Origin of the sequence: Micromonospora sp. NPDC050695 (assembly GCF_040654415.1) — a bacterium.
Taxonomy (GTDB): Bacteria; Actinomycetota; Actinomycetes; order Mycobacteriales; family Micromonosporaceae; genus Micromonospora.
The window spans coordinates 131,827-149,720 of record NZ_JBFAHZ010000006.1; the positions used below are offsets into that span (position 1 = coordinate 131,827).

General features: G+C 71.8%; 22 protein-coding genes. 11 read left to right on the plus strand and 11 right to left on the minus strand.

Features of this window, described 5'->3' with window-relative positions; translation table 11 throughout:
* Window positions 1-12 precede the first annotated feature (12 nt).
* Window positions 13-1,869, plus strand: coding sequence for a dynamin family protein (locus AB0H52_RS06565; protein WP_151487876.1), 1,857 nt, complete (start codon window positions 13-15; stop codon window positions 1,867-1,869).
* A complete protein-coding gene (locus AB0H52_RS06570; protein ID WP_357945668.1) occupies window positions 1,866-3,326 on the plus strand; it encodes a hypothetical protein in 1,461 nt (486 codons plus the stop codon). Before AB0H52_RS06565 ends, AB0H52_RS06570 begins: the two co-directional genes overlap by 4 nt.
* A gap of 33 nt (window positions 3,327-3,359) precedes the next feature.
* Here the strand turns inward: AB0H52_RS06570 and AB0H52_RS06575 are convergent, their stop codons facing one another.
* The 3 genes from AB0H52_RS06575 to AB0H52_RS06585 are packed head-to-tail and all read right to left on the minus strand — an operon-like array spanning window position 3,360 to window position 5,254.
* A complete protein-coding gene (locus AB0H52_RS06575; RefSeq protein ID WP_151487878.1) occupies window positions 3,360-3,761 on the minus strand; it encodes an arsenate reductase ArsC in 402 nt (133 codons plus the stop codon).
* 15 nt (window positions 3,762-3,776) lie between these two features.
* The gene (gene arsB, locus AB0H52_RS06580) at window positions 3,777-4,859 is read right to left on the minus strand and encodes an ACR3 family arsenite efflux transporter (RefSeq protein WP_192580107.1); all 1,083 of its coding nucleotides are present in this window, start codon (window positions 4,857-4,859) and stop codon (window positions 3,777-3,779) included.
* Complete coding sequence (locus AB0H52_RS06585) at window positions 4,856-5,254, minus strand: metalloregulator ArsR/SmtB family transcription factor (RefSeq protein WP_225854110.1); 399 nt, start codon at window positions 5,252-5,254, stop codon at window positions 4,856-4,858. The genes arsB and AB0H52_RS06585 overlap by 4 nt, the downstream gene beginning before the upstream one ends.
* 101 nt (window positions 5,255-5,355) lie before the next feature.
* On the opposite strand from AB0H52_RS06585, the gene AB0H52_RS06590 reads away from it, so the two are divergent.
* Together AB0H52_RS06590 and AB0H52_RS06595 are read left to right on the plus strand one after the other, a co-directional pair.
* Window positions 5,356-5,853, plus strand: a complete 498-nt coding sequence (locus AB0H52_RS06590; RefSeq protein WP_151487879.1) for a GNAT family N-acetyltransferase — start codon at window positions 5,356-5,358, stop codon at window positions 5,851-5,853.
* 14 nt (window positions 5,854-5,867) lie between these two features.
* The gene (locus AB0H52_RS06595) at window positions 5,868-7,262 is read left to right on the plus strand and encodes an FAD-dependent oxidoreductase (RefSeq protein ID WP_357945672.1); all 1,395 of its coding nucleotides are present in this window, start codon (window positions 5,868-5,870) and stop codon (window positions 7,260-7,262) included.
* A 45-nt stretch (window positions 7,263-7,307) separates the two neighbouring features.
* On the opposite strand, the gene AB0H52_RS06600 is transcribed toward AB0H52_RS06595, so the two are convergent.
* Together AB0H52_RS06600 and AB0H52_RS06605 are read right to left on the minus strand one after the other, a co-directional pair.
* Complete coding sequence (locus AB0H52_RS06600) at window positions 7,308-7,661, minus strand: TraR/DksA C4-type zinc finger protein (RefSeq protein WP_151487881.1); 354 nt, start codon at window positions 7,659-7,661, stop codon at window positions 7,308-7,310.
* Window positions 7,662-7,696: 35 nt separating this feature from the next.
* Window positions 7,697-8,602, minus strand: a complete 906-nt coding sequence (locus tag AB0H52_RS06605; RefSeq protein WP_151487882.1) for an ion transporter — start codon at window positions 8,600-8,602, stop codon at window positions 7,697-7,699.
* Window positions 8,603-8,681: 79 nt separating this feature from the next.
* Here AB0H52_RS06605 and AB0H52_RS06610 point away from each other — a divergent pair, with 79 nt between their 5' ends.
* Entirely contained in the window at window positions 8,682-9,380 is a 699-nt protein-coding gene (locus tag AB0H52_RS06610; RefSeq protein ID WP_151487883.1) for a helix-turn-helix domain-containing protein, read from the plus strand.
* A gap of 75 nt (window positions 9,381-9,455) precedes the next feature.
* Window positions 9,456-9,647 (plus strand): hypothetical protein, encoded by a 192-nt coding sequence (locus AB0H52_RS06615; RefSeq protein ID WP_151487884.1) that lies wholly within the window; start codon window positions 9,456-9,458, stop codon window positions 9,645-9,647.
* 63 nt (window positions 9,648-9,710) lie between these two features.
* On the opposite strand, the gene AB0H52_RS06620 is transcribed toward AB0H52_RS06615, so the two are convergent.
* Window positions 9,711-10,568 (minus strand): SDR family oxidoreductase, encoded by an 858-nt coding sequence (locus tag AB0H52_RS06620; protein ID WP_151487885.1) that lies wholly within the window; start codon window positions 10,566-10,568, stop codon window positions 9,711-9,713.
* A 96-nt stretch (window positions 10,569-10,664) separates the two neighbouring features.
* Between AB0H52_RS06620 and AB0H52_RS06625 the strand changes: the two genes are divergently transcribed.
* A complete protein-coding gene (locus AB0H52_RS06625; protein ID WP_151487897.1) occupies window positions 10,665-11,051 on the plus strand; it encodes a helix-turn-helix domain-containing protein in 387 nt (128 codons plus the stop codon).
* Here AB0H52_RS06625 and AB0H52_RS06630 read toward each other — a convergent pair.
* Window positions 11,048-12,001, minus strand: coding sequence for a DMT family transporter (locus AB0H52_RS06630; protein ID WP_151487886.1), 954 nt, complete (start codon window positions 11,999-12,001; stop codon window positions 11,048-11,050). The two genes, AB0H52_RS06625 and AB0H52_RS06630, sit on opposite strands and share 4 nt — an antisense overlap.
* On the opposite strand from AB0H52_RS06630, the gene AB0H52_RS06635 reads away from it, so the two are divergent.
* Window positions 12,000-13,388: a PLP-dependent aminotransferase family protein gene (locus AB0H52_RS06635; RefSeq protein WP_357945678.1), complete on the plus strand. Its 1,389-nt coding sequence runs from the start codon at window positions 12,000-12,002 to the stop codon at window positions 13,386-13,388. The two genes, AB0H52_RS06630 and AB0H52_RS06635, sit on opposite strands and share 2 nt — an antisense overlap.
* 54 nt (window positions 13,389-13,442) lie before the next feature.
* On the opposite strand, the gene AB0H52_RS06640 is transcribed toward AB0H52_RS06635, so the two are convergent.
* From AB0H52_RS06640 to AB0H52_RS06650, 3 genes are all read right to left on the minus strand, one after another.
* The gene (locus tag AB0H52_RS06640; RefSeq protein ID WP_255473633.1) at window positions 13,443-13,616 is read right to left on the minus strand and encodes a transposase; all 174 of its coding nucleotides are present in this window, start codon (window positions 13,614-13,616) and stop codon (window positions 13,443-13,445) included.
* 2 nt (window positions 13,617-13,618) lie between these two features.
* Window positions 13,619-13,807 (minus strand): transposase, encoded by a 189-nt coding sequence (locus tag AB0H52_RS06645; protein WP_225854111.1) that lies wholly within the window; start codon window positions 13,805-13,807, stop codon window positions 13,619-13,621.
* A 178-nt stretch (window positions 13,808-13,985) separates the two neighbouring features.
* Window positions 13,986-14,606 carry a transposase gene (locus AB0H52_RS06650; protein ID WP_151487888.1) on the minus strand — a complete coding sequence of 207 codons (621 nt, stop codon included), beginning with the start codon at window positions 14,604-14,606 and terminating at the stop codon, window positions 13,986-13,988.
* Between the two features lie 772 nt (window positions 14,607-15,378).
* Between AB0H52_RS06650 and AB0H52_RS06655 the strand changes: the two genes are divergently transcribed.
* The gene (locus AB0H52_RS06655) at window positions 15,379-15,549 is read left to right on the plus strand and encodes a hypothetical protein (protein WP_225854112.1); all 171 of its coding nucleotides are present in this window, start codon (window positions 15,379-15,381) and stop codon (window positions 15,547-15,549) included.
* Between the two features lie 13 nt (window positions 15,550-15,562).
* Here AB0H52_RS06655 and AB0H52_RS06660 read toward each other — a convergent pair whose 3' ends face one another.
* Entirely contained in the window at window positions 15,563-15,886 is a 324-nt protein-coding gene (locus tag AB0H52_RS06660; protein ID WP_357945683.1) for a DUF6624 domain-containing protein, read from the minus strand.
* Between AB0H52_RS06660 and AB0H52_RS06665 the strand changes: the two genes are divergently transcribed.
* Window positions 15,822-16,076 (plus strand): hypothetical protein, encoded by a 255-nt coding sequence (locus AB0H52_RS06665; protein WP_357945686.1) that lies wholly within the window; start codon window positions 15,822-15,824, stop codon window positions 16,074-16,076. The genes AB0H52_RS06660 and AB0H52_RS06665 overlap by 65 nt on opposite strands.
* A gap of 214 nt (window positions 16,077-16,290) precedes the next feature.
* Window positions 16,291-17,799, plus strand: coding sequence for a phosphoesterase (locus tag AB0H52_RS06670; RefSeq protein WP_151492425.1), 1,509 nt, complete (start codon window positions 16,291-16,293; stop codon window positions 17,797-17,799).
* Window positions 17,800-17,894 lie beyond the last annotated feature (95 nt).

Genomic DNA, 17,894 nt, shown 5'->3' on the forward strand with positions numbered 1-17,894 from the left:
CTTGGTGCGGTGATGGCGGGGATCTGGTTGGACGTGCTGGACGAGATCGCCCGTACGTGCAGCTCTCACGGGCGGGACGACCTGCTCCAGACAGTGCGGCAGAAGCGTGCCCAGCTGCTGGACCCGAAGCTGCGCGTCCTGGTCGTCGGCGAGCCCAACCAGGGCAAGAGTCAGCTGATCAACGCGATCATCAACGCGCCGGCCTGCCCGGTGGGCGACGGTCGCACCACCGTCCTGCCGACCGTGGTGCAGCACGCCGAGGCCGCGTACGCCGCGGTGGCCCAGGCTCCGCCACCGGCGCCGGGGCGGCCCGCCGGCACCGCGGCCGCCGTCGCCATCGAGCGGACGCCGGTGGCGCTCAACCAGGTCGCGGCGGGGGTGGCCGGCACCGTCGGGCGTCGGCCGGGGGGCGGTCCGGCGTACGTCGAGATCGGCGTGCCCCGCGCCCTGCTCAGTGCCGGACTGGTGCTGGTGGACACTCCCGGCACCGACGAGGTCGCCGCTGTCGGTGGCGCGGGTACGGTCGCGTCTCCCGGCCGCGCGGACACGGTACTGCTGGTCACCGACTCCACCCGGGAACTCTCCGTCACCGAGCTGGACATGCTGCTGCACGTCATGCGTTCGCACCCGAACGTGGTGGTGGTGCAGAGCAAGACCGACCTCGTGGCGGACTGGCGTGCGGTGGCCGAGCGCAACCGGCAGCACCTGGCCGACGCCGGCATCCCGGCGCCGGTCATCCCGGTCTCGGCGGCGTTGCGGCTGCGCGCGGCCGCCGCCGATGACCGGGTCCTCAATGCGGAGTCCGGCTTCCCCGCGCTGATCGCCCGGTTGCAGCGGGACATGTCCGGCAAGGCCGATCAGGTGGCCCGGGTGGCGGTGCAGGCGGTGGCCCGGACGGTGGTGGAGCAGTTGGCGGCGCCGCTGCGTGCCGAGCTGGCGACCCAGGAGGCCGAGGAGCAGTCCGGGCCGATCTCCCGTCTGCACGCCGCCCAGCGTGAGGTGGACGAGTTGCGCCGCTGCTCCACCCGCTGGCAGAACACCCTGAACGACGAGGTCGCCGACCTGCTCTCCGACATCGAGTACGACCTGCGTGACCGGACCCGGCAGATCCTGCGGGCGGTGGACGAGGCGTTCGACACGGCGGATCCGCTGGTCGCCTGGGACACCTTCCAGGACTGGCTGGAGCGCAGCCTGGTGGAGGCGGCGGAGGCGAACCACGAGTGGCTGATCCAGCGCTGCGACTGGATCGCCCGCCGGGTGGCTGCCAACTTCACCCGCTACGGCTACGACGTGCTGCCACCGTGGTCGATGACGATGCCGGACGACATCGGCGAACGACTGCCCGAGCTGGAGCGGCCGAAGGTCGACCGGTTCACCACCGGTCAGAAGCTGTTCACCGGCATGAAGGGCTCGTACGGCGGCATGCTGATGTTCGGCCTGGCGACGACCCTGGCCGGAATGCCGATGATCAACCCGGTCTCGGTCGGCATCGGCGCGCTGTTCGGCGGCAAGAGCATCCGTGACGAGAGCAAGCAACTGCTGCGCCGTCGGCAGGCGACCGTGAAGACGGCCATCCAGCGGCACGTCGACGACGTCTTCGTGCGCGTCATCCGGGACTGCCGCGACGCCGTGCGGCAGGTGCAGCGGATGCTGCGGGACCACTTCACCGGGCTCACCGAGGAGCTTCAGGAGGCCATCGTCCAGTCGTTCCGCAGCGCGAAGCAGGAGGCCGACACCGACGTCGCCCTACGCGAGCAGCGGCAGCGCGAGATCCGACTGAAGATGACCCGGTTGGCCGCGCTCTACGAGCAGGCCCAACAGGTGAGCGGTGCCCGTGCCACTGGGGTGCAGTTGGAGCCTCGGGCATGACCGTCGGGGTGCGTCTGGACGAGGCGGCGTGGGGGTTGCTGCACCAGGCCCTCGACCTCTACCGGGACAATCCCCGGGCCGTCGGGCAGTTGCGCCACCAGGTGGCCCGGCTGGAGGAGCCGCTGCGGATCGCGGTCGCCGGCCCCTGGCGGTGCGGGAAGTCGACGGTGCTCAACGCGCTGATGGGTGAGGAGGTCGCGCCGGTCGAGGGCGCCGATGGCGCCTTCACCTGGTACGAGGACGGCGCCGCGCCGCGCGCCACCGCGTACCCGGTCGGTCAGCCCGCGCAGGAGCTGACCGTGGTGAAGTCGGCGACCGGGATGCGGGTGGATCTGGGCTGGCGCGCGGGGGAGGTACGCGACATCGTGGTGCAGTGGCCGACGCGGGCTCTGCGCCAGGTCACGCTGATCGACACCCCGGCGTTGACCGGCGCCGGTGAGCGGGGTCGCGTGTCGGTGATGGATCGGGTGCTGCGCGACGCGGACGCGGTGCTGTTCCTGACCCGCGATGGTCGTGACAGCGATCTGCGGGTGCTGGAGTCCGGCCGGGACAGCGCCGTCGGTCAGGCCGCCCCGGTGAACGTGATCATGGTGCTGTCCCGGGCCGACGAGACCGGCGGTGGCCGGATCGACGGCCTGCTCACCGCACGTCAACTGGCTCGACGGCACTACCGCGATCCCCGGGTGGGCACCCTCGCCGTGAACGTGGTGGCGTGCAGCGGGTCGATCGGCCTGGCCGGTCGGATGCTCAGCGAGTCGGATGTCGCCGCCCTCGCGACGCTGGCCCGGGTGCCCCGGGCGGAGTTGGACGCCCACCTGCTCTCCGCCGACCGCTTCAGCCGTGGCGAACTGCCGGTCGCGATGGACCCGCAGTTGCGCACCGCCCTGCTGGACCGCTTCGGGCTCTTCGGGATCCGGTTGGCGACCACCCTGATCCGGTCCGGCTTCGACGACCGGGTGAAGCTCTCCGCCGAACTCATCCGGCGCAGCGGGCTCACCGAGCTGCGGGAGTCGATGACCCGTTGCTTCATCGACCGCCGCGACACGCTCAAAGCCCGGTCGGCGCTGGCCGCCGTGGAGGCCCTGCTGCGGGCCGAACCGGTGCGGGGTTCCGACGAGTTGGCCGGCGCGATCGAGCAGATCCTCGCCGGCGCCCACGAGTTCCGGGAGTTGCGCCTGCTGGTGGCGCTGCGCCACACCCGACTCGGGTTCGACGCCGAGCTGGCCGCGGAGGCGCAGCGGCTGATCGGCGGCGACGGGGTGGGGCTCGCCGCCCGACTCGGCGTCGAGCACGAGGCGACCGCGCAACGGCTCTGGGAGGTCGCCGCCGACGCGCAGTGGCGGTGGCGGGACCGGGCGGAGGATCCGGTGCTCCCACTGGCCCAGCGACGCGGCGCGGAGGTGGTCGTCCGCAGCTGCGAGGGGATGCTCGCCGAGTTGGCCGCCGGTGGCCGCTGAGACGCCGTCCCGGCGCGTGGTGTGCGGGAGGTCCTAGCGGGCAAGCCCGGCGAGGAGCTTCTCCACCCGGTCACGGATCTCGTCGCGGATCGGTCGGACGGCCTCGACGCCCTGGCCGGCCGGGTCATCGAGCTTCCAGTCCTCGTAGCGCTTGCCGGGGAAGACCGGGCAGGCGTCCCCACATCCCATCGTGATGATGACGTCCGACGACTCCGCGGTGGCGTACTCCAGGAGCTTGGGGGTCTGGTCGGTGATGTCGATGCCGACCTCCCGCATGGCCTGCACGGCGGCGGGGTTGACCGTCTCGGCCGGCGCGGAGCCGGCCGAGCGGACCTCGACGGCGTCACCGGCGAGGTGGCGCAGCCAGCCGGCGGCCATCTGGGACCGGCCGGCGTTGTGCACGCAGACGAACAGGACGCTGGGCTTGTCGCTCATGATGGTGCCTCTCGATCATCCGGTGGTGAAGAAACGGCGGCGCGCCCACAGCGAGACGTAGACCAGTCCGACCAGGACGGGCACCTCGATCAGCGGGCCGACGACCCCGGCGAGGGCCTGGCCGGAGGCGACGCCGAAGGTGCCGATCGCGACGGCGATGGCAAGTTCGAAGTTGTTGCCGGCGGCGGTGAAGGCCAGGGTGGTGGTGCGTTCGTAGCCGAGACCGATGGCCCGGCCGAGGGCGTAGGAGCCGGCCCACAGGAGCGCGAAGTACACCAGCAGGGGCAGGGCGATGCGGGCGACGTCCAGGGGGCGGCTGGTGATGGCGTCGCCCTGGAGGGCGAACAGGATCACGATGGTGAACAGCAGGCCGTAGAGGGCGGCGGGGCCGATCCTGGGCAGGAAGCGGGCCTCGTACCAGGTGCGGCCCTTCGCGCGTTCGCCGAGGCGGCGGGTGAGGTAGCCGGCGAGCAGCGGGATGCCGAGGAAGATGAGCACGTTGCGGGCGATGTCCCAGGCGGAGATGGTCAGCTCGGCGCCGGGTAGCCCCAGCCAGTCGGGAAGCACCGAGAGGTAGAACCAGCCGAGCAGGCCGAAGGCGACGACCTGGAAGACGGAGTTGAGCGCGACCAGGACGGCGGCGGCCTCCCGGTCGCCGCAGGCGAGGTCGTTCCAGATGATGACCATGGCGATGCAGCGGGCCAGGCCGACGATGATCAGACCGGTGCGGTACGCGGGCTGGTCGGCCAGGAAGATCCAGGCCAGGGCGAACATCACGGCGGGACCGACGAGCCAGTTGAGGACCAGTGAGGACACCAGCAGCCGCCGGTCACCGGTGACGGTGTCGAGCCGGTCGTAGCGGACCTTCGCCAGCACCGGGTACATCATGATCAGCAGGCCGATCGCGATGGGCAGCGAGATGCCGCTGATCGTCACCGAGTCGAGCGCGCTGTCCAGGCCGGGGATCAGCCGGCCGAGGAGCAGCCCGGCGACCATGGCCAGCCCGATCCAGACCGGCAGGAACCGGTCGAGTCGGGAGAGGCGACCGACCACCGCACTCCCGGCCGGGTCGGTCCGGGGGATCGTGCCGGTGCTCACGAACAATCCCGTCGGGCCGGTGCCTGGTGCGGCGGCTCGTCGACTGTGTCACCGGCGGGCAGGGCGCCGAGCAACCCGGCGAGCTGGCGCAGGATGGTCGGGCGGGCGCGGTAGTAGACCCAGGTGCCGCGGCGGTCGGCGTCGACGAGCCCCACCTCGCGCAGCGTCCGCAGGTGGTGCGAGATGGTCGGGCCGGTCAGGTCGAACGCGGGGGTCAGGTCGCACACGCAGATCTCCCCGCCCTCGGCCGAGGCGATCATCGACATCAGTTGGAGACGGACCGGGTCGCCGAGCGCCTTGAACGCGGGGGCGAGCACGGCGGCGGTCTCGGCCGGCACACGCCGTTCGGTCAGGGGCGGGCAGCAGGGCGCGTCCACGGCCGCTTGTTTCGACATTGCTCTAGGTTGACAGAGATCTAATCAGTGTGCAAGTGTCTGATTCGACAGACGTCGAGACAGTGCCCGCGAAGCGCGCCGACACCGAACGGAGCCCGCCCATGGCCACCCTCACCGTGCGTCCGATGGCCACCCGTGACGCCGACCGGGTCCTGGCGATCTACCAGGCCGGCCTCGACGCCGGCAACGCCAGCTTCGAGGTGACCGCCCCGACCTGGGCCGCGTTCGACGCCAGCCGGTTGACCGAGCACCGCTTCGTGGCCGTCGAGCCCGACGACACCATCCTCGGCTGGATCGCCGTCACCCCGACATCGAGCCGCCCGGTCTACGCCGGAGTGGTCGAACACTCCGTCTACGTCGACCCGGCAGCCCAGGGGCGCGGGGTCGGCCGACTGCTGCTCGACACGCTGATCGCGTCGACCGAGGCCGCCGGCATCTGGACGATCCAGTCCGGCATCTTCCCGGAGAACACCCCGAGCCTGGCCCTGCACGAGCGGGCCGGCTTCCGCGTCATCGGCGTGCGGGAGCGGGTCGGCCGCCACCACGGCCGCTGGCGCGACGTCGTCCTGCTGGAACGCCGCAGCCCCACCGTCACCTGACAAGGAGTCTCCCGATGAACGCTCTGGACAACCTTCCCGTCGTGGTCGTGGGTGCCGGCCCGACCGGTCTCGCCGCCGCCGCTCACCTGCACGAACGCGGCCTGCCGTACACCGTTCTGGAAGCCGGCGACACCCCCGGCGCCGCCGTGCGGCAGTGGGGGCACGTCCGGGTCTTCTCACCCTGGCGCTACAACATCGACCCGGCCGCCCGTCGGCTCCTCGACGAGGCCGGTTGGGTCGCCCCCGACCCGGAAGCACTGCCGACCGGGGCGGAGCTGGCCACCGCCTACCTCCAGCCGCTCGCGGAGCTGCCGCAGCTCAAGCCGCACGTGCGCTACGGCGCCCGGGTCCAGGCGATCAGCCGCCTCGGCCTCGACCGGCTGCGCAGCGCCGGCCGCGACACCACCCCGTTCCTGGTCCGCCTCGCCGACGGCACCGAGCTGCTGGCTCGCGCCGTCATCGACGCCTCCGGCACCTGGGGCACCCCGAATGTCCTCGGGGCGTCCGGCCTGCCCGCCCGGGGTGAGGCCGATGTCGCCGCGTACCTGGAGCACGCGCTGCCCGACGTGCTCGGCGTCGACCGGGACCGCTTCGCCGGCCGGCACACCCTCGTGGTGGGCGCCGGCCACTCCGCCGCGAACACCCTGCTGTCCCTGGCGGACCTGGCCGCCGCCGAGCCCGACACCGAGGTGACCTGGGCGATCCGCACCGCCACGCCCGCGCGGACGTACGGCGGCGGGGACGCCGACGCGCTGCCGGCGCGCGGTGCGCTCGGTTCGCGGTTGCGCGAGCACGTCGACGCCGGCCGGATCCGGCTGCTCACCGGCTTCTGGGTGCACGCCCTCACCCCGGCCGGCGGGCGCGTCAAGGTGGTCGTCCGGCACGCCGACGGCGGCGAGGAGTCGGTGCTCGTGGACCGGGTCGTCGCCGCCACCGGCTTCCGCCCCGACCACTCGATCACCTCCGAGCTACGGCTGGACCTGGACCCGGTGCTGGGCGCCACCCGCGCGCTCGCCCCGCTCATCGACCCGAACGAGCATTCCTGCGGCACCGTGCCTCCGCACGGCGTCGATGAACTCACCCACCCGGAGAGCGGCTACCACGCCGTCGGCATGAAGTCCTACGGTCGGGCGCCGACGTTCCTCATGGCCACCGGCTACCAGCAGGTCCGTTCCGTCGTCGCGGCCCTCGCCGGGGACTGGGCCGCCGCCCGCGACGTCCAGCTCGACCTTCCCGAGACTGGCGTGTGCACCAGCACCGCGGCCGACTCGGCGACCGGCGACAGCTGCTGCGCGTCGGCGGCGGAGCCCGAGCCGGCCGGACGAGGGCTGGCGACCGGCGTCACGGGAGGGCTGCTCAGCCTCGTCGCCGTCGACAGCGCGTCCGCCGGCGGCTGCTGCGCCAGCTGACCACCTGCACGGTGACGGCGGCCCGCCTGGTCCGGTGGGGCGCCGTCACCGTCGATTGGCGCAGGCCACACAGGTACGCGCCGACGGGCGGGCGGCCAGCCGCTCGGCCGGGATCGGGCGGGAACACCGCTCGCACACGCCGTAGCCACCGGCGTCGACGCGGTCCAGGGCCGCGTCCAGATCGGCGAGGCGCCGGCGTGCCGCGTCCAGGACGGCGGTGAGCTGTGCCCGTTCGAACGCGATCGTGCTGCCCTCGGGGTCGTGTTCGTCGTCGGCGTTGGACGACCGGGACGCCTCGAAGAGGCTCCGCAGGTCGTCCTCCAGTGCGGCCACCTGGGCCGCGGTCTCGTCACGTCGTCGACGGAGGTCCGCACGGATGGCGCTGGATTCGGAGGTCATGGCGCTTCCACGGTACGCCGCAGGACGGCGCCGGATCACCGCCTGGAGTGGGCGTCCTCGCGGTGCGCCCGGCCGTGCCCGTCCTCCCGGTCGATGCGCAGCTCCCGTTCCAGCTCGGCGATGACCGCCCGCAGGTCGTCCAGTCGCTGGGTGAGCGCGATGCGGTCCACCTCGTCGGGTACGCCGTCGCCGTCCTCGTCGTAGCCGGGGGCCAGCCGTTCGGTCATCTCCAGCCGGCGTGCCTCCTCCATCGAGTTGACGATGACCGCGATGAGGATGTTGAGCAGCAGGTTGACGGTGATCACCACGTAGCTGACGTAGTAGAGCACCGTCCACGGTGAGATGGCCAGGCCCTGCTCGATGAGGTCGGGCAGTGTCTCCAGCGACAGCAGCACGAACAACGTCAGCAGCGACCGTCCGATGTCGCCGTACTCGTCGGGGTAGCGGTTGCCGAAGATCAGCCAGCCGGCCATCCCGTACACGTAGAGCGTCACCACGGCCAGCGCGAGGAACCCGGTGACGCCCGGCAGGCTGCGCCACAGCGCGGAGACGATGGTGCGTAGGCCCGGCGAGAACCGCACCAGCCGGACCATCCGGGCGACCCGCACGACGCGCAGGAGCGCCGAGTCGCCGTGCAGGCCCGGGATGAAGATGGCCGCGATCACGACGAAGTCGAAGACGTTCCAGCCGTGCCGGAAGAAGTCCTGCGGACGTCGGCCGTAGGCCGCCAGCCGGATGCCGATCTCCACGACGAAGACGGCGCGGAACAGCAGCTCCAGTCCGTGCAGCGCGGTGCCCGCGGGGATCAGCCCGTCGTACGTCTCCAGGCCGAGGACGATCCCGTTGGCGAGGATGACGACGACGATGCCGATCTCGCAGGGACGTGATCGGGCGAGCCGCGCGCAGGCGTCGGCCAGCGCGGGCCGGCGGTGCGGGGGCATGGCCGCCAGCCTAGCCAAGATCAAGGAACGCGGACGGACCCGTTAACTGCGAACATCGTTCGCAATTTAGAGTGGGTCGGTGACCGACGCACCCCGGAGACCCGGCGACCGCGACACCGACCGGCAGCCGATCTGGGCCAGACCCGAACGGGGCAGCCGTGGCCCCGCCCCGACGCACAGCCGCGAGGCCATCGTCGCGGCCGCCATCACCCTGGCCGACGCCGAGGGGATCGCCGCGGTGTCCATGCGCGCCGTCGCCAACGTGCTCGGCACCGGCGCCGGCTCGCTCTACCGGTACCTGTCGTCCCGCGACGACCTCCTGGACCTGATGACGGACCGGGTCGTGGGGGAGCTGCGGCCGTACCCGCGGGCGGAGGTCGACTGGCTGGACACGATGCTGCTGCTGGCCCGCCGGCAGTTGGCACTGTTCCGCGCCCACCCGTGGCTGCTGGACGTGATTCACCGGCCGTCCGGCGTCGGCCCCGAGAGCCTGGCCTGGTTCGACACCTGCATCCGGATCCTGGAACCCGTGGGGTGCGCCGTCACCGCCAAGTTCGAGGCGATCGCCATGATGACCGGCGTGGTGAGCCTCTTCGCCCGCAGCGAGGCGGCCGAGCCGCCCGGCTTCGCCGGCGCGGACCTCGCGGCGTACCCGCACCTGGTCACGGCGTTCCGCCAACTCCCGGCGGCACCGCCCCGCACGGACCTCTTCGAGCGGGCGCTGCGCAGCCTGCTGACCGGGTTGCTCACCGCATCCCCGGAACCGGAAGCGACCTGAGCCGAGCGCGGTCGGGCGTTCCACCGTCCGGGGCGACCTCGGCTGGTCTAGGTTTCGGTGGGGAGAGGGGTGCGCGTGTCAGATTCTGATCTTGTCGGCATGCGGGAACGGGCCGCGAACGGCGACCGGGACGCGGTCGACCAGCTCGTCGAGCTGGCGGCCGAGAGGGCCGATGTCGGCGAACTTCGACGGCTCGCCGACAGCGGCAACCGGGACGCGGCCGACATGCTGGCCGACCTCACCGAACCGGACGACGAGGCGGAGTGACCGCGCGACGGGCGGGCGACGGAGGGCGTACCCCCGTGGCCCGCCCGGACGAACCGCGGCCGGTCAGGCCCGCGCGGCCCGGATGGCGTCGCGCAGCGGAGTGCTCGGCCGGCCGATCAGCCGGCTGAGGTCGTCGCTGTCGGTCGCCAGCTCGCCGAGGGCGATCGAGTGGTCGAGCGCGGCGACGAACCCGGCGGTGCCGGCGTCGAGCCCGACGTTCTGCAGGGTCGACGCCAGCTCGGTGGCCGACAGGTCGCGGTGGACGACCGTGCTGCCGGTGACCTCGCTGACGGCGTCGGCCAGCTCGTCGAAGGTGAACGCGGTGCCGCCCAGCTCGTAGACGGCGTTGCCGTCCTCCTCGCGGGTCAGCGCCGCCGCCGCGGCGGCCGCGTAGTCGACCCGGGGCGCGGCGGAGACCTTGCTGCCGCCGGTGGCGCCGAGGATCGCGCCGGTCTGCAGGTACTGCGGGAGCTGGTCGGTGTAGTTCTCGGTGTACCAGCTGTTGCGCAGCGCCGTGTACGGCAGGCCCGACGCGGCGAGGGCCTCCTCGGTGGCCTTGTGCTCCGGCGCGAGCGGGTTCGTGGTGGTGTCGGCCTTCAGGATGCTGGTGTAGACCAGGCGCTCGACGCCGGCGAGCTTGGCCGCGTCGATGACCGCGGTGTGCTGGGCGACCCGCTGGCCGGGCGTGTCACCGGAGATCAGCAGCAGGCGGCGGACGCCGGCCACGGCGCCGGGCAGCGTCGACGGGTCGTCGTAGTCGGCCCGGCGGACCTCGACCCCGCGTGCGGCCAGGTCGGCGGCCTTCTCCGGGGTGCGGACGATGGCGGCGATCTCGCTGGCGGGCACGCCGGTGTCGAGCAGCTGCTCGATCACCAGGCGGCCGAGCCGGCCGGTGGCGCCGGTGACGGCATAGGTGGGCATGGAAACCTCCGGTAGGGCGATGACGGTCTGCAAGCACTTACGAATCTACAGCACTATCGGTTGGTAAGCGTCGGGTAGGCTGGTGAGGTGAACGACATGCCGGCCCAGGACCCGGCGGGGCCTACCCAGGAACTCGTCAGCGATGTCTTCGCGCGGGGTTGCACCTCCCGCGCCGCCTTCGAGGACGTCACCTCGAAGTGGGCCTCGCTCGCCCTGCTCGCGCTCGGCGAGGGCCGGTACCGGTTCAACGCGCTACGCCGGCGCATCGACGGGGTCAGCGAGCGGATGCTCTCCCAGACCCTGCAGACCCTCGAACGCGACGGCATGCTCACCCGCGAGGTGCTCACCGCGATCCCGCCGCGCGTCGAATACTCGCTGACCCCCCTCGGCACGCGGGTCGCCGAGCAGCTACGCGGCCTCGCCGACCTGCTGGAGGCGGCGGTGCCCGAGTTGCAGACGGCCCGCGAGCGCGAGCGGGACTAGACCCGAGCGGGACTGGGTCGGTCCGCACCCGCCGGGCGCGCCGACCGGCGGGTGCGCTGGATCACCACGACGCATCCCAGCACCACCAGCGCCGCCCCGATCGAGGCGGGGGTGACGCTCTCGCCGAGCAGCAGCGCCGACCACCCGAGGGTGAGCACCGGCTGCGCGAGCTGGACCTGGCCGACCTGTGCGATGCCGCCCCGGGCCAGGCCCGCGTACCAGGCGAAGAAGCCCAGGAACATCGAGACGACGGTCAGGTAGCCGAACGCCGACCACCCGACGGCGTCGGCGTGCGGCCGGTCGGCCACCGCGGCGACGACCGTGATGGGCACCGTCGCGGGCAGCGCGAGCAGCAACGCCCAGCAGATCGTCCGGGCGCCGCCCATCTCGCGGGCGAGCGCGCCACCCTCGGCGTAGCCCAGCCCGCAGAGCACGACCGCCGCGAGCAGGAACGCGTCGGGCCGGGTGAACGCGCCGCGTACCGCACCACTGGCACCGAGGAAGATGAGCACCGCCAGCAGTCCGCCGGCGCTGGCGACCCAGAACAGCGGTGGCGGACGTTCGCCGGCGCGCAGCACCGCGAACACGGCCGTCATGGCGGGCAGCGCGGCGATGACGACCGCGCCGTGCGCCGAGGTCTGCGTGAGAAGCGCCAGTGAGGTGAACAACGGAAAGCCGACCACGACGCCGAGGGCGACGACCACCAGTCGCCGCCACTGCCCCCGGGTGGGCCGCGGCGCGCCGGTGAGCCGGAGGTACGCCCACGCCAGCAGCCCCGCGCCGACGGCCCGACCGAACGCGACGAACCACGGGTCGAGCTGCTGCACGGCGAGGCGGGTGGCGGGCAGCGAGAGGCTGAAACCGAGCACGCCCAGCGCGCCGAGGGCGAGGCCGCCGGCCCGATCCGTTGTTATCGTGGCGGCTGCAGTAGCGCTACTCTTGTCCCTCATGGAGAACGATAACGCAGCGCAGCGCGTTATCCAAGATCTACGCCGGCTGGTGGCCGCCGCCGCACCCGGCACCCGGCTGCCCTCGGTCCGGGAGCTGACCGCCCGGCACCAGGCCTCGCCGGTCACCGTCGCCGAGGCCATCCGCCGGTTGGTGGCCCAGGGGCTGATCGAGGCGCGACCCGGCAGGGGCACCTTCGTGGCCGCCCCGCCGGACGAGCGGCGCGTACCCGACCTGTCCTGGCAGACCGTCGCGCTCGGCCCCCGCCCGGCCGGCGAGGACGAGATGCAGGCGCTACTGGCGCTACCCCGCGCCGGTGCGATCCCGCTCTCCGGTGGTTACCTGGACGCGGATCTCCAGCCGGCCGCCGCGCTCGGCGCCGCCCTCACCCGTGCCGCCCGTCAGCCCGCGACCTGGCAGCGCGGGCCGGTCGAGGGGCGCGAGGACCTGCGCGCCTGGTTCGCCCGCGAGGCCGGGGCCGGCCTGCGGGCCGAGGACATGGTGATCTGCCCCGGCGGGCAGGCCGCGCTGTCGTCGGCGCTGCGGGCGCTCTCCGCCCCCGGCGACGCCCTGCTCGTCGAGTCGCCGACCTACCTGGGCGCGCTGGCCGTGGCCCGGGCGGCCGGACTCCGGGTGGTGCCGGTGCCGGCGGACGCCGACGGGGTACGCCCCGACCAGCTCGTCGCGGCGTTCGCCCGCACCGGGGCGCGGCTCTTCTACTGCCAGCCACTGCACGCCAACCCGCACGGCGCGACCCTGGCGGGCGACCGTCGGGCGCAGGTCGCCGACGCGGTACGCGACGCCGGGGCGTTCCTGATCGAGGACGACTACGCGCGCGACCTCACCATCGACGGTCCGGCCCCACCTCCGCTGGCCGCCGACGACCCCGACGGGCACGTCATCTACCTGCGCTCGTTGACCAAGTCGACCGCGCCCGGGCTGCGCGTCGCCGCGATCGGCGCCCGCGGCCCGGCCGGTGCCCGCCTGCGGGCGGCCCGCCTGCTCGACGACTTCTTCGTGGCCGGTCCACTGCAACAGGCGGCGCTGGAGTTCCTCACCTCCCCGGCGTGGCCGCGGCACCGCCGGGCCCTGAGCACGGCGCTCCGGGCCCGCCGCGAGGCGTTGCTGGCCGCGCTGCGTCGACACCTTCCCCACGTGTACCCGCGGTCGATCCCGCGCGGGGGCCTGCATCTCTGGGTCGGCCTGCCCGACGGCGCCGACGACGCGGCGGTGGCCGCGGCGGCTGCCGCCGAGGGCGTCATCGTCTTTCCGGGCCGCCCCTGGTACGCCGCCGAACCCCCGGCCGCGCACCTGCGCCTCACCTACGCGGCCGCCGCACCCGACCTCATGGACGAGGCGGTCCGCCGCCTCGCCCGCGCCCTGCGCTGAACCGGCAGTAGAATGGTCGGCTTGAGTCGGGTTCGAGGACCAGGCCGGTGTGGGTCAGAAGCCTTCGAGTAGGTCAGGGCGGTACTGGATGCGCTTGAGCCGGTTGCGGACGGTCGCCAGGAGGTGGTCGACGCCGCGGACGGCGAGGTTGCCGATGCTGCGCTTGAGGTGTGACCAGACCTGCTCGGTGGGGTTGAGGTCGGGGGCGTAGGCGGGCAGGCGGATCACGGTCAGCCGTCTCGAGCGGCGATCATCTGCCGCATGGCGACGCTGATGTGGGTGTTGAGGTTGTCCCAGACGAGCACAATCGGCCCGCGCAGCTGCTGGTGGGCGGCGTCGAGCAGGCTGATGTAGTCCCGTTCGCCGAAGCTGCGCCTTTCGTTCTTGCGGCCCCGATGGGTGATCGTGCGGTAGATCAACCGGGGCGCTGGCCGGGTTTGTAGCAGGCCAGGCCGGCGATCGATACTCGTCCGGAGCCCTTGCCCGATACCGGGATCTGTGGAGTGTGGCCGCGTCGGCCCCAGGTGCGGTCCTTCGGTGGGCGCAGCGTCTGACCGGCCTCGTCCTCGAAGCAGAATCACGCCTCGCGCTGCGCCGCTACCGTTTTCCCGCCGGCCACACCTCCCGCCGCCACGTCGCGACCGCCTCCTCGTCACGCTCGACGGGGCCGATGCGAGGCACCTGCACCGACCAGCCGATGCGGTGCAGCGAGATGGTCTCCTTGCTGACCGAGGCGCCGTAGATCTCGGCGAAGTGCGCCGAGATCTCCCCGGTGGTGAGGCCTTTGGCATACAACGACAACACCACCTCGTCGACGCCTGACAACCGGCGCTGCCGCTTACGCACGATCTGCGGCTCGAACGTGCCAGCCCGATCCCGCGGCACGTCGATCTGCACCGGCCCCGACGCGTCGGTCAGCACCGTCTTCGCCCTGGCGACGTTGCCCGACTCCATCCCAGCCGACTCATGTTGTGCCGATCCGGATGCGGGTGGGCACCTGGCGGACGCGGCGTGCTCATAGCCGAGGTGCTCGGTCATCTCCTCGTTCAACGCGGTCTCCAGGACCGTCTTGGTCAACTGCTTCAGCAGCCCGTCCGGACCGGTCAGCGACAGGCCTTGTTCCTTCGCCGCCCGGACCAGCTCGGCGGCGGCCTTCGCCTCCGCCGACGGCTCCGCCCGCTTCTTACGTCCGGTCTGGTCGTTCAGTGTCGCGGTCATCACGGCACCCTCCTCACCAGGCGCGCAACGCCCGATGGGTCAGGCGGGAAACACCCGTTAGATCCGCACTCCCAACGCCGGGGCCGTGGGTCACAGCCCGGCTGGCCTCCGATTAGTAGTCTGCTGGTGCTGCGGTGTTGCGTACGTCGGTGGTGTTGCGTGCGTCGGTGCCGATGGGAAGTGCATGGACTGCTGATGCGCAAAGTACGTCCACTGCTGTTGCTGTGTTAGGTGCCGCGGTGCTGGCGGTGATGCCGGGTGCGGGGCTGGTGTTGCGGACGTCGATGGCGTTGCGTGCGTCGGTTGTGGTGTTGACTGCCGCTGTTCTGGATGAGGAGCCACATTGTCTATAGCATGAAGGCCGCTCATCTGGTGCTTATGCATTATCGCTACTGCCTTATTCTGATATTCGTCGGGCATATGAGGGAAAGTCTCTTCCCGACCTTCCCCGACCCAGTAGTATTGGTAAAAACTGGCGACGCAAGTACGCTCTGCTTCCGTAAGCTGCACAGTTCGAAGCCAATCATACCTACCCTCCCTGCACCGGTCGTAATAGTCGATGTAGGCCATTGATAGCTGCGCTGCACGTTCGTAGGATACCGGTTTCATTTTTTTTCCTTTCAATCGAGCGGATGTCTGTTGCCAGGTTGTTTGTGTCGAGCCTGGCTTGCCTGTTCTTGCCATGAACGGCTCTCTAGTGACAACGTAGGCGCTTGCTCTTGGGTTCAACGTCTACGCCCGCCCGCATGATCCGGCGGCGCCGGTGGTGTGCATGGACGAGAAGCCCTACCAACTCCTGGGTCATGCCTGTGACATCGATGTCCTCAAGACCGAACTGGCCGCCTGGCAGAACAGCACCAACACCGACCAGCGGCAGGTGAACTGGCACTTCACCACCAGCGACGCCCGCACCCGACTCCGCCACCTATGCCCAGAACGTTAGACACGACGCTCTACTAGGTGGTGTCCTGGGCGCAGATCGTGGTCATCTCGGCCAGGTAGCTCGCCAGCGTCGGCAGGCCGGCGTCGGCCCGGCGCCGCTCGACACCCGCCTCGTCCCGGATCGGGGTCGCCGGCACGGGGCCGTCGGGTCCACAGCGGATCTGTGTGCCGTACACTCGGGGCTCGCCCCTGCCCGCTGCCCGCCCCCCGGTCCCTGTCCACGCATCGCAACACGGGCCCCGAGCCCCGGCGGTGCGGGCGGACAACAGCGTCGTGGGCCGGTACCGGCGCACGACGCTGCCCGGACACCTGCCCAGCCCGCCAAGCTGGACGTGCACCGGATGTGGGCGGGAGTGGCCCTGCGCGACCAAGCAGAGTCAACTGCTCGCCGAGTTCGGGGGCGCGCGGGCCGCCCTCGCCGTCTATCTCGGCTCCTGCCTCGTCGCCGCCGCCCAGGATCTGCCGACGCTGCCCCTGCCCCGGACGCGGCTCCGATTCCTGGGCTGGCTGCCGCGCGCCCGGATCTGACCACGACGCGCCGCAGTCGGTACCAGGCAAAAAGGAAATCGATGTGATGACCCGTCGGCCGCCCGTACGGCCCAGGGCGTCCGGCAGGTGCCCTGACCCGGGGCCGGAGCAGGGTGTTCATCGTGGCCCCGCGTCGCGTACAACGGCTGTTCATCGGCCTCTTCAAGGCTTCTTGATCGAAAGAGCACCCGCTTGATCGAGGAGAGGCTCTCACGTGAGAGACAAGCAGTCCGAAGAGACCGAGCACGCGCAGCTGTCCCGGCGCAAGCTGGTCAAGTACGCGGGCGTCGGCGCGACGCTGGCCGCCGCCAGCCCGCTGGTGGGCGCCGGTGCGGCGTGGGCCGACGAGGAGCGCCGGCCGGCCGACGAGGCGAACGACCGGGGCGGCTCCCGCAACCGGACGTGGCGTGCCGGCGACCACCACGTCCACTCCGAGTACAGCGGCGAGTTCGACACCACGAAGAGCCCGATCGTCTTCCACAAGGGCGCGGACGCGGTCTACCCGATCGTCACCAACGCCATCATGGCCAAGAACTTCGGCCTGACCTGGGCCATGTGCACCGACCACGGTGGACCGACCCACTCGAAGGTGAACATCGAGCAGGCGTACCCGGACCTGCTGCGCTCGCGCAAGCTGGTCCCCGAGGTGCTCCAGTTCTGGGGCATGGAGTTCGACGCGCCCTCGCTGGACCACCACACGCTGATGATCCCGCGCCACGACGACGAGGCGAAGCAGCTCTTCGAGCTGGAGAGCCGGTTCGCCAAGTACGACGCGTTCCCGACCGACCCGGCCCGTGACACCGAGGCCAAGATGGTGGAGTTCCTCAAGGTCGCGCGGGGGATGCCGCACAAGCCGCTGGTCATCGCCCACCACGCGTCCCGCTCGGCGCCCGGTCTCGGCGTATACGGCCAGGACACCCCGCGCGAGTTCCGCAACGGCAACAACGCCGCCCCGGACGTCTACATCGGCTTCGAGGGCGCGCCCGGGCACCAGGCCGGTCCGCTCAACGGCGGCAAGCGCGGCGGGTACGGCAACCACCCCACCTACGGTGGCTTCGACCAGATGACGGCCCGGGTCGGTGGGCTCTGGGACTCGCTGCTCGGTGAGGGCCGGCGCTGGTGGATCACCGCGACCTCGGACTCGCACGTGCACTGGACGCGCGGTGGCTCGGACTTCTGGCCGGGCGAGTACAGCAAGACCTACGTGCACGCCCGCCAGGACTACGGCGACATCATGGACGGCCTGCGCAACGGCCGGATCTGGGTGACCACCGGTGACCTGATCCGTAGCCTCGACGTGACCGCCAGGTCGCAGGGGCGGACGGCCGAGGTGGGCGAGACCATCACGGTCAGCCGCCGCAGCCGCACCGATGTCGAGATCGAGATCCGGTTCCGTCCGCTGGACGGCGTGAACGCCAACGGGGACCGCCCCGAGGTCCGCCGGGTCGACCTGATAGTCGGTCAGATCACCGGGCCGAGCGCCAACCTGGACGCCGACACCAACCCCACCACCAAGGTGGTGGCCCGGTTCGGTCCGCGCGACTGGCGTCGGCAGGGCGCGGACTACGTCATCCGGCACACCCTGCGCGACGTCGAGGCCGACACGTACGCGCGGGTGCGCGGCACCAGCACGGACGAGGCCGAGCCGCTCGCCGACGGGCTGGAGAGCCCGTGGGACGACCTGTGGTTCTACTCGAACCCGGTGTTCGTGCACGTTCGCTGACCCGGCACACCAGGGGGCCCGTCAGCGCCACCCGCCGTACGACGGTCGGGTGGCGCCGGCGGGCCCCGCCGTCTCCGTCCCGACCGCCGGCCGCC

What these genes read in the sequence shown, in the direction of transcription:
- AB0H52_RS06600 (WP_151487881.1), bottom strand. Translation starts at nt 7,661, where the DNA reads ATGACCTCCGAATCCAGCGCCATCCGTGCGGACCTCCGTCGACGACGT.
- AB0H52_RS06590 (WP_151487879.1), top strand. Translation starts at nt 5,356, where the DNA reads ATGGCCACCCTCACCGTGCGTCCGATGGCCACCCGTGACGCCGACCGG.
- AB0H52_RS06570 (WP_357945668.1), top strand. Translation starts at nt 1,866, where the DNA reads ATGACCGTCGGGGTGCGTCTGGACGAGGCGGCGTGGGGGTTGCTGCAC.
- AB0H52_RS06625 (WP_151487897.1), top strand. Translation starts at nt 10,665, where the DNA reads ATGCCGGCCCAGGACCCGGCGGGGCCTACCCAGGAACTCGTCAGCGAT.
- AB0H52_RS06605 (WP_151487882.1), bottom strand. Translation starts at nt 8,602, where the DNA reads ATGCCCCCGCACCGCCGGCCCGCGCTGGCCGACGCCTGCGCGCGGCTC.
- AB0H52_RS06575 (WP_151487878.1), bottom strand. Translation starts at nt 3,761, where the DNA reads ATGAGCGACAAGCCCAGCGTCCTGTTCGTCTGCGTGCACAACGCCGGC.
- AB0H52_RS06655 (WP_225854112.1), top strand. Translation starts at nt 15,379, where the DNA reads ATGGACGAGAAGCCCTACCAACTCCTGGGTCATGCCTGTGACATCGAT.
- AB0H52_RS06635 (WP_357945678.1), top strand. Translation starts at nt 12,000, where the DNA reads ATGGAGAACGATAACGCAGCGCAGCGCGTTATCCAAGATCTACGCCGG.
- AB0H52_RS06595 (WP_357945672.1), top strand. Translation starts at nt 5,868, where the DNA reads ATGAACGCTCTGGACAACCTTCCCGTCGTGGTCGTGGGTGCCGGCCCG.
- AB0H52_RS06630 (WP_151487886.1), bottom strand. Translation starts at nt 12,001, where the DNA reads ATGAGGGACAAGAGTAGCGCTACTGCAGCCGCCACGATAACAACGGAT.
- AB0H52_RS06620 (WP_151487885.1), bottom strand. Translation starts at nt 10,568, where the DNA reads ATGCCCACCTATGCCGTCACCGGCGCCACCGGCCGGCTCGGCCGCCTG.
- AB0H52_RS06650 (WP_151487888.1), bottom strand. Translation starts at nt 14,606, where the DNA reads ATGACCGCGACACTGAACGACCAGACCGGACGTAAGAAGCGGGCGGAG.
- AB0H52_RS06585 (WP_225854110.1), bottom strand. Translation starts at nt 5,254, where the DNA reads ATGTCGAAACAAGCGGCCGTGGACGCGCCCTGCTGCCCGCCCCTGACC.
- AB0H52_RS06565 (WP_151487876.1), top strand. Translation starts at nt 13, where the DNA reads ATGGCGGGGATCTGGTTGGACGTGCTGGACGAGATCGCCCGTACGTGC.